The organism is Paenibacillus shenyangensis, from assembly GCF_000346635.1.
Taxonomy (GTDB): domain Bacteria; phylum Bacillota; class Bacilli; order Paenibacillales; family Paenibacillaceae; genus Saccharibacillus; species Saccharibacillus dauci.
Window position 1 is genome coordinate 55,130 of sequence record NZ_AOIG01000011.1, and the last position, 12,820, is coordinate 67,949.

A 12,820-nucleotide genomic window follows, 5' to 3' on the forward strand; every position below is an offset into this window, starting at 1 on the left:
TTGACGCAGTGTAAAAAGTGGATAAGGGAGTGCTGTTTATTATGTGGGGGGCCCCAATGTCTCGCCAGGCGAAGAAGATTCTGATGCTTGGCAGTGGAGAACTTGGTAAAGAAGTAGTGATCGAAGCTCAACGTCTCGGCGTGGAATGTATCGCTGTAGACCGTTATCCGGATGCACCTGCCATGCAGGTCGCTCACCGTTCTCATGTCATTGATATGCTGAATGGACAGCAGCTCAGGGAAGTTATTACTCTGGAGCAACCGGATCTGATCGTACCCGAAATTGAAGCGATTGCGACGGATGTGCTGGTAGAGCTGGAGCAGGAAGGCTATCATGTCGTTCCTACCGCTACAGCTGCGAGATTAACGATGGATCGTGAGGGGATACGCCGTTTGGCTGCCGAGACACTCGGTTTGCCTACAGCAGCGTACCGGTTCGCGGATAATCTCGATCAGCTCAAAGCAGCCGTCGCCGAACTAGGAACACCCTGCGTAGTAAAACCTCTGATGAGCTCGTCCGGTAAAGGACAAAGCGTATGCCGTACTCCACAGGATGCGGAGGATTGCTGGAACACGGCGCTCGAAGGAGCCAGAGGCAAGTCAGTACGGGTCATCGTCGAAGCCTTTGTCCATTTTGAAAGTGAAATTACACTGCTAACGGTGCGTTCACCCTCAGGTACCCTGTATTGTCCGCCTATTGGACATATTCAGCGGGATGGAGATTATGTCGAGTCGTGGCAACCGCATTACATGACTGCGGAACAGCTGGCAGAAGCACAGCATATCGCCGGCACTATTACCGGACATCTGGGAGGATACGGATTGTTCGGAGTAGAGCTGTTTCTTACGGCGGATGGAGTGGTATTCAGCGAAGTATCGCCAAGGCCGCATGATACGGGTATGGTTACGATGGTAACCCAGGACTTGTCCGAATTTGCCCTGCATGTGCGAGCGATTCTCGGTTTTGAGATTCCTGGCGTCCATCTGCTTACCCCTGGCGCATCGGCAACACTCAAGGCAACACAGACTTCAAAAGATTTTGTTGTTGGCGGACTGGAAGAAGCATTGAAGCTGCCGCGTACGCAAGTACGGGTATTCGGCAAACCGGAGACCAAACCGGGACGCCGAATGGCAGTGGCACTCAGTGCGGACGAAAGTGTGGAAATCGCGCGGAAGCGTGCCGTAGAAGCGGCCGCTCTGCTAAAAGAGGAGTATGTACATGTCGACTAGTGTATTAATGCCTGTTGCGGAAGTCCGTAAATTCGAAAGTAAAGATGTTCAAGCTTTGACTGGCCTGATGCGTGAACTTTGTTATCCTATGACGGAGAGTGTATTGCGTGACCGGATGGCTGCCCTGGAAGGCAAGCCGCAATTTATGACACTTGTTGCCGAGCGTGAAGGACAGGTTGTAGGTATGATTGCCCTGTATCGCAAAACCTCATATGACACCGGTCATCAGACTTCCCAGATCACAGGTCTGGTTATCTCGGAAGCCTACCGTAACCAGGGAATTGGTCGTGAATTGATTACAACAGCCGAACGCCAGGCGCGTGAAGCTGGAGATCATTCCGTATTTGTCACCGGAATGAACCGTGACGAGCGTCTGTCTTCTTGCTCATTCTACCAGCATATGGGCTATGAGAAGATTGGCTGTAATTTTATCAAGCAAATGTAAGCAAGCACGGATACACAAGAACAGCTCCCTGAATAAGGGGGCTGTTTTTTGGTTAGCTGATTTGGAATTTATTCTATACATAGAATGATGTAACCCGAATTTATAAAATGCAGCAAAAGGAGAAAAAATGAGCGATAAATATGCTATTTATAATTGGGATGAAGAGAATATAGGATACTGTCAAAAAGTATGGCTGGAAAATGACGAATCCAGCAGGCAGCATCTGAAGATCTATGAATTTCGTAAAAATCCGGAGTATACCTCTGTCCAAAAACTGGATCGTATTAACCTGGGTATCCTGGATACTTATGGATCAGTGATCGGTTATTATGATTTTCCGATCAAAAGAGTCCTACAGCCCGAAGGCGCCGCTCCTTTTGCTGAAAATGGAGAGTGGGAACTGCTGGTTCATACCTATGAACAGGTATCCCGAACCCGGCGTATTCTGGAAATGTGGGATCTGCTTCGCGATCCGGATCAGCGGCAGACCGGTCTATGGGTTGATTTTACCCTGGAAGAACGTAAAATCTGGCAAACGGTTGTCCGGACCTATGCGCTGCAGACCAATTCCTGGAGAAATCAGGGACTGGAGGGGATAACCATTCATCTGGATGGACGTCTGATTACAGATCAATATGCTTTTTTCTTGATGTTGGGCGAACAGTTGAATGGACCGGCGGGCTACTACGGCAGTAGTCTGGACGCAATGGATGACTGTCTGTGTGGCGATTTTGGACCAGTGCCGCCTTTTACAGTGATCTGGTCACATTATCAATATATGGAGAACAATCAATTGCTGCAGAGACAAAATCAGAATGGTTATACCATGTTGAAGGTCATTCAGACAGCCATCTCTATTCTGGACAATCATGGAGTTACTATCATTAGACAGTGAACCAAGAAAAATAGCGTTTTTTGTCTTTTCACTGCACACATTTCATGCAAAGTTGCCGATATATAGGAATAAATGGTAGAATCTTAGGCGGATTTGAACATACTCATTTCACAGGAGGATTTGTACTTATTATGAAATTCATACAACTGAAACGCATCGCCATGTCGGCAGCAGCTGCCGGACTTCTTGCAGCTAGCCTGGTCGCACCAGCAAATGCACAGGCAGCATCTAATCATTTACAGCATACGCATAAGACATACGTTAAATTATCTTCGGAACGCACACTGACTGGACAAAGCGCAGCTACTGCTACAGCGGATACGTATGCTTTTGCCACTCAAGTCGTTGATCTGGTTAATCAGGAGCGCAGCAAGGCTGGTCTGAAAGCGCTGGTCGTAGACACCAATCTCCAGACTATGGCACAGGACAAAGCCATGGATATGTACAAAAACAATTATTTCAGCCATACTTCACCAACGTACGGATCTCCATTCGACATGATGAAGACATACAAAATCAGTTACCGTGCAGCAGGCGAGAATATTGCCAAAGGCCAGACTTCTCCGGCACAGGTAATGAATTCATGGATGAACAGTTCCGGTCACAAAGCCAATATACTGAGTAAAAATTATACGCATATTGCTGTGGGCTATGTGAATGGCATCTGGGTTCAGGAATTTATCGGTAAATAAATATAAATGTGTATACACGCAGACGAATGCTCCGTAAGAATCAGAGCTGTAAAGACCCTGCAGGATGCTTCGATTGTCGAGCATGCTGCAAGGGTCTTTTTAATTAGAACAGATCTGTACAATCGAAGACTGTTCATGATGATAGGTGGATGAGATGGCGGGAATGTTCATTTCACGTTCTATTGACAATCCAGAGGGTACTCCCTAGTATAAAGTTACATTTCAACCGATGAATAACATCGCAAGATGGGGGAATTACAGTCATGGAGACGATCAAATATTGCAGTAAAAATGATAAGTTAGGCACGAAGCAGGTATATCAGGATATCAAAGAACAGTTTCCCGAAATAGATCAGCAGCGCAAAGGCTGTCTGAGTGAGTGCAAAACCTGCCGCCGTCAGCCTTTTGCCAAAATTGGTAAGAAGCAGCTGGTCTGCGGTGATTCTCTAGAACATCTGTATAAGCAGCTAACAGCAATCATCAGTCAGTCTGCCTCTTATCCAACAGCCGAAAAGAAGCCAAAATCCGGGAAGTCCACAGACTCTGCCCTGATTCACTATACGTTCAATTCACAGGACAAGAATGAACTGACTATATCGCTGGATATGAATTCAGCTGCCAAATTGGTCAAAAAACTCAAAGCACTGCAACAATCTAGTGAATTACGCAAAATGAAAGCAATCCGTTCCAAAAAAACTTCTTCCGTCAAAGCAAAGCTTATTCTGGCTATGGCAGAAGGGAATAAGGATCAACTGAAAAGGAAGAAAAATACGCTAAAGCTGCATCTCACAGCCCATACTCTGCAGGAGCTGCAAGCGATACTCATCCGCTATATACAAAAAGGCGAATTATCTACCTCCCATTCATACACACTGCAGCAGTCGGGATCCAGCGAAGAAGTCCAATTGCATCTGGTAGCATTGAAATCTATACAGCAAGCAATAACCGGTTAACCGCCTTATTAAGATCCTACGATATCAGCAGGAGTACTCATAAGGTCAATACATCAGGTATAAATAAAAAGCCACAGTGTCCAGAAATCAGACGCTGTGGCTTTTTATTTATACTATGGGGTTCAGTCTATACAAGCTGACACACCCTTGGATGGGACATGTGGGGATCGAACCCGCGACCTGCCGATTAAGAGTCGGATGCTCTACCAGCTGAGCTAATGTCCCGTAATAGATGGCTGTACTCTGATCATTAACAAGCGTAACAGCAAATTAATACGCATAACAACTATTACTCTGGATAGTATACACCTACATCACACATTTGTCCAATTCACTGGCTGATAGCACATAATGAACACCGCATACACAAGGAACTTGCAAAGATACAGATCCAAATAAAGTGAAAAAGCAGCCTGTTGTCGAATGAAGTTCACATCTTCTGCTGGGTCGCCTGCTTCATCTGCAGATAGATGGGGAAATAATAAAGAAGCACTTGCAGCTGGAATCCATTTGTCGGATGAATCAACTACATACAATGAAGAGGTGGAGATGCTATGAAGAAGACCTGGTGGAAAGAAAGTGTCGTGTATCAGATCTATCCGCGCAGCTTTATGGACAGTAATGGAGATGGAATAGGTGATATCCCTGGTATTATCAGCAAGTTGGATTATCTTCAGCTGCTGGGGGTGCATGTGATCTGGCTCTGCCCGGTATATGAGTCTCCCAATGATGATAACGGTTACGATATCAGCAATTACCAGAATATTATGGATGAATTCGGCACGCTGGATGATTGGGAACGGCTGCTGGATGGCCTGCATCAGCGTGGAATGAAGCTAATTATGGATCTGGTCGTCAATCACAGTTCCGATGAGCATGCCTGGTTTGTGGAATCTCGTAAATCCACCGATAACCCCTATCGCGATTATTATATTTGGCGACCGGGAAAAGAAAGACGCGAGCCCAACGACTGGAGTTCTTTTTTCAGCGGATCGGCCTGGCAGTATGATGAGACGACAGAACAATATTATCTGCACCTCTTCTCCAAAAAGCAGCCTGATCTGAACTGGGAAAACCCGACCGTACGGGAAGAAGTATACAAAATGATGACCTGGTGGCTGGATAAAGGGATTGATGGATTCCGAATGGACGTGATCAACCTGATTTCCAAAGATCCCAAGCTGCCTGATGCACGCGAAGAAACGCCGGAGCTGGGCACCGCAGAACCTGATCACAAGTTTCCGTATCATTTTGGCGGCAAACATTTTGTCAATGGTCCACGGGTACATGAGTACTTGCAGGAAATGAACGAGAAAGTACTGTCCAAATACGATATTATGACGGTTGGCGAAGCGATCAATGTAACGCCGGAAGATGGAGCTTTGTATGTGGGCGAAGACCGTAATGAGCTGAACATGGTTTTTCATTTTGAATTGATGCGGGTAGATGCCGGCAAAGGCGGCAAATGGGATATCCGTCCATGGGAGCTTACCGAGATCAAGGCAATTATCAGCAAATGGCAGACTCTGCTGCATAACAAGGGCTGGAACAGTAATTATATGAACAACCATGATCAGGCGCGAATGGTATCGCGGTTCGGCAATGATACCCGTTATCGCAAGGAGTCTGCCAAAATGCTGGGGACGCTGCTGCATACTTTGCAGGGAACACCTTATATTTATCAGGGTGAAGAGATTGGGATGACCAATATCCGTATGCCGTCTATTGATGATTATCAGGATATTGAAACGTTAAACATGTACCAGGAATATACAGCTGCCGGTATAGATCCTGATAAAGTGATGGAGTCCATCTATATCAAGAGCCGGGATAATGCGCGTACACCAATGCAGTGGGATGATTCGGAACATGCCGGATTTACAACAGGTCAGCCATGGATGACGGTTAATCCGAATCATGACAAAATCAATGTAGCCGAAGCATTAAAAGATCAGGAGTCCATTTTCTATTATTATCAGAAATTGATTACTCTACGCGGAGAGAATGATATTCTTGTCTACGGAGATTATCGTCTGCTGCTGCCGGATGATGAGCAGATTTATGCTTATGTACGCACATATGAAGAAAAGCAGCTGCTGGTTGTGCTGAACTTCAGTGAGCAGCCGGTGCATTTCCAGCTGGAAGACAGTGTGGAGTATGAGCGGTACCAGCTGCTGATCAGCAACTATGCAGTAGATGAACAGCAGGATATCCGCGAGATTGATCTGCAGCCCTATGAAGCTAGAGTGTATATACTCAGCCAGTAATTCCTAATCAGTAATTCCCAATCAGGCTAACGCTCAGTTTACTGACAGGGTGTAAAATAAAGGTGTATGTACCAATAAATCCATTTCATCATGTCGGCAGTATGAACTGCCAATATCATATCGGGAAAGGGACGCTCTAACCGCTTCGCCAATCAAGCACGATCTGCATTTGGCTTCGGTATGACAGCGTCCTTTTCTGTCTTTTTTCACAATGATACAACTTCCAAATGGTCGGCATGTAATAGATAGCTGCTGATCATTTGGAAGTTGTATACATAGTGTATATAATGAAAAGTAACACTTACTATTATTCAATACTTGGAGGTCACAGGATGAAACCATCTTCATCATCGGCACGAATATGGAGAATTACCAGCATTGCTTCCATCGTAACAACGTTACTGCTGATTAGCGGTTTTGTATATGCGATAAATGATGTCGTCAATCCGGTAGGCAGCTCCTATACAGCAGAAAGTTCTACGGATAGCGCTGCACAAAATGGATCCCAGGCAGCAGTTGATCCGGCGACAGAAGGAATACGCGTTGCTGCACTTGGTGACTCGCTCGCCAAAGGAACAGGTGACGATGAGGGCAGCGGATTTGTACGCCGTACTGTTAATCTTCTTCAGCAGCAGGGAGTGGATGCCAAGCTGGTGGCCAACCTGGGAATTAACGGACAGAAAACAGGACAGGTCATCGAATCGCTGGATGAATCCGGTGTCCAGCATACCCTTCGCCAGGCGAATGTAATTATGCTGTCGATTGGAGCCAATGATTTGTTCAATGGCGGGGAAGCGCTGGAAAATCTGGATGAACAGGCGCCTACCGCTAACCAGCTGCTGACCAATCAGCCTAAGGCAGCAGCACGATTGCAAAAGATTCTGGATCGATTGGCGAAGATCAATCCCGATGCACAGATTATTTACCTTGGTCTGTATAATCCGTTTGGAGACCTCAAGGAACTTCGGGTACCGGGCAATCAGGCGGTAAGTGCCTGGAATATGAAGGCTGCAGGGATTACAAATACCAATGAGCACATGATGGTTATCCCTACATTTGATCTGTTCCAGAATAATCTGGATCAGTATCTGTCTGCGGATCATTTCCATCCCAATGGTGACGGTTATGAACAGATTGCCACGCGTATTGTTCAAAGCATCCGTTAACCGCTATCCTGCACAAAGTTGGGAGCTATTATGCAGCAGTCATTTACTCGGTAATTTACAAGATGCTATGTGATGATCTGCTGCTATAAATCAAGCATCCTTTTGAATGAATATAGTACAGGCTACAGGAGGGAAGAGCGACTAATGAATATATCCAATCCCGATTTGACTGCTTCGTCTGCCAGTAGTGAGCAGACAGAATCAGAAATTGTATTATCGGCTATAAAAGTAAAGAAAAAGATCGGCAAGCGCTGGATTATCAAGGATGTGACTTTTAATGTACGGGCAGGCGAAATCTTTGGATTTCTCGGCCCCAACGGAGCAGGCAAGACGACAACGATTCGTATGCTGGTCAATCTGATTCGCCCAACCGAAGGACAGATTACGATCTGTGGATACGATGTAACCCGTCAACCGCAAAAGGCACTGGCTTACGTAGGCTCGATCGTGGAGAATCCCGAGATGTATCCATATCTGACCGGCTGGGAGAATCTACAGCACTTTGCTCGTATGCAGCCGGGGGTGGACGAGCAGCGAATTCAGGAAGTAACCGAGATCGTACGTCTGGACGAGCGGATTCACGATAAAGTAAGCAAATACTCGCTGGGAATGCGTCAGCGTCTCGGGATTGCCCAGGCACTGCTTGGCAGACCGAGGTTGCTCATTCTGGATGAGCCGACCAATGGACTTGATCCCAAAGGTATCCGGGATATGCGTCTGTTCATTCGCGAGTTGGCTGCGCAGGGCATGGCTGTATTCGTATCCAGCCATCTGCTCAGTGAAATTCAGCTGCTTTGTGACCGCGTTGCTATTGTAGGCAATGGGAAGGTTATAGCGGTAGGTAGTGTAAATGAACTGGTAGAAGACAGGGAACATCTTGTCGTCTGGGAGCTGGAACCTGCCGAACAGGGAGCACGCATTCTCGAAGAACTTCCCGATATTACAGTGCTGGATCTGGAATCTGCACATCTGGACAACGACACGGCTGCATCACTGAAGCTGAACAGCATTATTACCCGGACACCGGAAGAACAAATATCGACGACTATTCAGGCTCTTGTCAGCGCCAATATCCAGATTCATAATGTACGCAAATTAAATCCTACCCTGGAGCAGCTGTTCCTCGGCATTACGGAGGGTGAGACGATTGAATAGCATCTGGCCGCTTGTACAGAATGAGACGATCAAGATTATCAAGAAAAAGCGGTTCTATGTCATCCTGCTCGTGCTGCTGGTGCTGGTACCGATGTTTACTTATGCACAGATGCGTCAGGCGCAGGAGAACCGTACCAAGTTTGGTGACGACTGGCGAACCGAGCTGCAGCAGGCGATTACCGATAACCAGAACTCACTGGGCAGTGACAGAGTACCGGAAGAATGGAAAAAATACCGTCGTATCTTTATTCAGCAGATGCAGTATTATTTGCAAAATGATGTGAATCCAAATGAACCGGGCGGTGTTACCTTTACCCGTGAATTTCTCAATAATTCCAGCAGTCTGTTTATTCCGCTGCTGATTATGACGATTGCTTCGGATCTGGTATCCGGTGAACGAACGGGGGGCACGATCAAAATGCTGCTTACCCGGCCGGTACGACGATGGAAAATCCTGCTCAGCAAGCTGATTACGCTGACGATGTTTGTGTCGCTGATCGTTGTATCGACTTTTATTATCTGTTATGCCATATCGGGACTGGTATTCGGGTATTCGGGCTTTACTATTCCTGTGTTTACCGGCTTCCAGCCAAGTGAGGCAGGAGTGGATATGGCTACCGTTCATGCGGTGGATCAGTGGCAGTTTATTCTGATGCAGATGGGATTGATCTGGTTTGTCGGACTGACTGTGGGGCTACTTGCCTTTATGGTATCGGTACTGGTGCGTAGTACAGCAGCCAGTATTGTGATTATGATGGCAGCGCTGATCGCCGGTACAATTCTGACCAATATGGCTTCTTCCTGGAGCAGCGCCAAATATCTGTTTATGGTCAATCTGGGCCTGACCAATTATTTATCAGGTAGTCCTGCACCGATTGAAGGTATGACCCTGCCGTTTTCGCTGGCTGTGCTCGCGATCTGGGCGGCTGCTTCACTTGTCGTATCCTTTGCGGTATTTACCAAGCGGGATGTAATGAACTAGCATAGTGTGCATCTTGCCGCCTTGTATTTGCAGATTTCTCGGCAGGTAAAGTAGCGCATTCGATAGTGCAGTAATCATGAGCTGTTCATACATTTGACAATCCGTTACAATGAATAAGTCTGCCCAGTATGATGCCAATGCATCCAGGGCAGGCTTATTTTGGATAGGAACGACTCCTGCAAAAGAAAGGGAGTGAGCGTGAATGAAGAGTGAGCCTGTGCAGGCAGAATGGGAAAAATCGATGCTTACAAGACTGGCTGGTCGTTTTCCTGTATTTGACTATGCGTATGAATGGAATGACGATTCAGTTTATATGTGCTATGGAGGATTTGGTTCTTTTATTCTGGCTGTTATTTATGCCTTCAGAGATTGTGACCATACAGAATATAATTACTATGAGCAGACGGTTCAAACATTTTATACATCCAAGGACAAGCTGGAACAGGAGATTTTGTTTATTTTTGAGTTTGTGGAGGAACTATTCGACGACTATGACGAACGAACAAGAGATGTACTGAACTGCTGCATATTTGAAGCGCTAATGGGTAGCAGCGAAGCGGAACTTGAATTTCTGCACCATATGAGTCCTGAAATTATCAATTATTACAAAGGTATACGCTGGTCTTCCTAATCCTTTGCAACATTTGCTTTACGAATAGCATGGATTGCTTTAGAATAAAGAAATGGAAACATGTGTTTGCATTATGAGCGAACAATGTGCGTATAAATTACATTTTATGTAAATCATAATGTGTGGTAGTCTTGCGTCCTATGGTATGCTTATGCAAAGCTGCAGGTTGACTGGAATGGTATAATGATCATTTCCGATACCGAAAATGATTGTTCAGCTGGCTATGGCGTAATTTTGGACAAACCATTATACTACTAAAGCGTAGGTTGAGAAGTACGAAGCATGATTGCAATAAATAAAGGGGGGCCATGAATGGTCGAACAGATCGATTCACTTACAAATTCATCCCAAAGCGGCGCTAATCCGCCAGCTACAGGGTATGATGCTGACGACATTCAGGTGCTCGAAGGGCTTGTTGCCGTACGGAAGCGTCCGGGGATGTATATCGGTAGTACAAGTTCGTCTGGACTGCATCATCTTGTCTGGGAGATTGTGGACAATGCAGTCGACGAGCATCTTGCAAAGCATTGCGACAAAATTGAAATTAGCCTAAACAAAGACGGTTCCGTAACCGTATACGATAACGGCCGGGGAATTCCGACGGGAATGCACAAAAGCGGCATCCCAACGCCTCAGGTCGTATTTACCATTTTGCATGCCGGCGGTAAATTCGGCGGCGGAGGATACAAAAAATCCGGTGGTCTGCATGGCGTAGGAGCTTCGGTTACCAATGCACTCTCCGAATGGCTGGAAGTAGAAATTTACCGGGATGGCGGTATTCACCGTCAGCGGTTCGAGTACTGGATGGACAAAAAGGGCAAGGAGCATGTCGGTGAGCCTGTAACCGGTCTGGAAGTGATCGGCAAGACCAAAGTCACCGGTACCAAAGTTACCTTCAAACCGGATATCCGGGTATTCCAGAACGGGATTGCACTTAACTATGATACACTGTCCGAGCGTCTGCAGGAGATTGCCTTCCTGAACTCGGGACTGGAAATTCTGCTCAGCGACGAGCGCAATGACAAAGCGGATCGTTTCTATTACGAAGGCGGCGCCAGCCAGTTCGTCGAATATCTGAACGAAGGCAAGGATGTATTGCATGATGTGATTCATTTTAATGCAGAGCGTGAAGATATCGAGGTAGAGATTGCGCTGCAATATAACGCAGGTTATACCGAGACGATCGCTTCCTTTGTCAATTCGATTCCTACACGCGGAGGCGGTACGCACGAGACCGGATTCAAGACGGCGTACACCCGTGTTCTGAATGATTATGCCCGCAAAAATGCCATGCTAAAGGAAAAGGAAAAGAATCTGGAGGGCGGCGATCTGCGTGAAGGCATGATGGCTGTTATCAGTGTCAAGATGGCCGAAGTGGAATTTGTCGGTCAGACCAAGGATCAGCTGGGTAGCTCCTCTGCACGTGGAGCTGTAGATGCAGTCGTAGCAGAGAGTATGCAGCGTTTTCTCGAAGAAAACCCTCAGGTCAGCCAGAAGCTGATCAAAAAGGCGATCCAAGCATCCAGAGCGCGTGAAGCTGCGCGCAAGGCACGTGACGATATGCGTACCGGCCGCAAACGCAGCGAGAGTTCCAATCTGAACGGCAAGCTGAGCCCGGCACAATCCAAGGACTTTTCCCGCAACGAGCTGTTTATTGTAGAAGGTGATTCTGCTGGTGGATCTGCCAAACAGGGACGTGATTCCAAGATTCAGGCCATTTTGCCGCTCAAAGGCAAGCCGATGAATCCGGAGAAATCCAAGTTGGCAGATGTAATGAAAAATGAGGAATATCGCGCGATCACTTCGGCAATTGGTGCTGGTATTGGTCCCGAGTTTGCAATTGAAGACAGCAATTATTCCAAAATCATTATCATGACCGATGCGGATACGGATGGAGCGCATATTCAGGTGCTGCTGCTGACGTTCTTCTATCGGTATATGAAGCCGCTGATTGACCAGGGACGTATCTATATCGCTCAGCCGCCGCTGTTCAAGATTACTCAGCGTTCCGGCAAAAAGACCAATGAACGTTATGCATGGACTGATGAGCAATTGGAAAAATCACTCAAGGAATTCGGACGCAATGTAGAACTGCAGCGCTACAAAGGTCTTGGCGAGATGAATCCCGATCAGTTATGGGAGACAACGATGAATCCGGAGAGTCGTACGCTGCTGCAGGTACAGATCGAGGATGCAGCCAAGGCAGAACGTCGTGTATCTACACTGATGGGGGACAAGGTTGATCCGCGCAAACGCTGGATCGTCGAAAATGTCGATTTTACAGAATACGAAGAATAATATTCTAATACAACAATGCACGCTATAGACGGCAATCAGGAATGAGACACACCAGCTTTCAGGGATGGTTTTCATTCCTTTTTGCACGAATAGCTATTTATATAATG

General features: G+C 46.6%; 10 protein-coding genes, 1 tRNA gene and 1 pseudogene. 11 read left to right on the forward strand and 1 reads right to left on the reverse strand.

Going from position 1 to position 12,820, the window contains the following annotated elements:
* Nucleotides 1-41 precede the first annotated feature (41 nt).
* The 5 genes and pseudogenes from purT (at nucleotide 42) to H065_RS26950 (ending at nucleotide 4,214) form a co-directional block, all read left to right on the forward strand.
* The gene (purT, locus tag H065_RS0110135) at nucleotides 42-1,229 is read left to right on the forward strand and encodes a formate-dependent phosphoribosylglycinamide formyltransferase (protein ID WP_026136147.1); all 1,188 of its coding nucleotides are present in this window, start codon (nucleotides 42-44) and stop codon (nucleotides 1,227-1,229) included.
* Nucleotides 1,219-1,674, forward strand: a complete 456-nt coding sequence (locus tag H065_RS0110140) for a GNAT family N-acetyltransferase (RefSeq protein ID WP_017812940.1) — start codon at nucleotides 1,219-1,221, stop codon at nucleotides 1,672-1,674. Before purT ends, H065_RS0110140 begins: the two co-directional genes overlap by 11 nt.
* Before the next feature lie 127 nt (nucleotides 1,675-1,801).
* The gene (locus tag H065_RS0110145; RefSeq protein WP_017812941.1) at nucleotides 1,802-2,569 is read left to right on the forward strand and encodes a barstar family protein; all 768 of its coding nucleotides are present in this window, start codon (nucleotides 1,802-1,804) and stop codon (nucleotides 2,567-2,569) included.
* Nucleotides 2,570-2,901: 332 nt separating this feature from the next.
* Nucleotides 2,902-3,261 (forward strand): annotated as a pseudogene (locus H065_RS28200) (CAP domain-containing protein); the annotation flags it as partial.
* Nucleotides 3,262-3,524: 263 nt separating this feature from the next.
* Entirely contained in the window at nucleotides 3,525-4,214 is a 690-nt protein-coding gene (locus H065_RS26950; RefSeq protein ID WP_017812943.1) for a DUF1450 domain-containing protein, read from the forward strand.
* 152 nt (nucleotides 4,215-4,366) lie between these two features.
* Here H065_RS26950 and H065_RS0110160 read toward each other — a convergent pair.
* Nucleotides 4,367-4,439, reverse strand: a tRNA-Lys gene (locus tag H065_RS0110160).
* A gap of 329 nt (nucleotides 4,440-4,768) precedes the next feature.
* Here H065_RS0110160 and H065_RS0110165 point away from each other — a divergent pair.
* From H065_RS0110165 to parE, 6 genes are all read left to right on the forward strand, one after another.
* Nucleotides 4,769-6,481, forward strand: coding sequence for a glycoside hydrolase family 13 protein (locus H065_RS0110165; protein ID WP_017812944.1), 1,713 nt, complete (start codon nucleotides 4,769-4,771; stop codon nucleotides 6,479-6,481).
* A gap of 332 nt (nucleotides 6,482-6,813) precedes the next feature.
* The gene (locus H065_RS0110170) at nucleotides 6,814-7,647 is read left to right on the forward strand and encodes a GDSL-type esterase/lipase family protein (protein WP_017812945.1); all 834 of its coding nucleotides are present in this window, start codon (nucleotides 6,814-6,816) and stop codon (nucleotides 7,645-7,647) included.
* Between the two features lie 144 nt (nucleotides 7,648-7,791).
* Nucleotides 7,792-8,802 (forward strand): ABC transporter ATP-binding protein, encoded by a 1,011-nt coding sequence (locus H065_RS0110175; RefSeq protein WP_017812946.1) that lies wholly within the window; start codon nucleotides 7,792-7,794, stop codon nucleotides 8,800-8,802.
* Nucleotides 8,795-9,784: an ABC transporter permease gene (locus H065_RS0110180; RefSeq protein ID WP_017812947.1), complete on the forward strand. Its 990-nt coding sequence runs from the start codon at nucleotides 8,795-8,797 to the stop codon at nucleotides 9,782-9,784. The genes H065_RS0110175 and H065_RS0110180 overlap by 8 nt, the downstream gene beginning before the upstream one ends.
* A 202-nt stretch (nucleotides 9,785-9,986) precedes the next feature.
* Nucleotides 9,987-10,415 (forward strand): hypothetical protein, encoded by a 429-nt coding sequence (locus H065_RS25705; protein ID WP_017812948.1) that lies wholly within the window; start codon nucleotides 9,987-9,989, stop codon nucleotides 10,413-10,415.
* Nucleotides 10,416-10,727: 312 nt separating this feature from the next.
* The gene (gene parE, locus H065_RS0110190) at nucleotides 10,728-12,713 is read left to right on the forward strand and encodes a DNA topoisomerase IV subunit B (RefSeq protein WP_017812949.1); all 1,986 of its coding nucleotides are present in this window, start codon (nucleotides 10,728-10,730) and stop codon (nucleotides 12,711-12,713) included.
* Nucleotides 12,714-12,820: the final 107 nt, after the last annotated feature.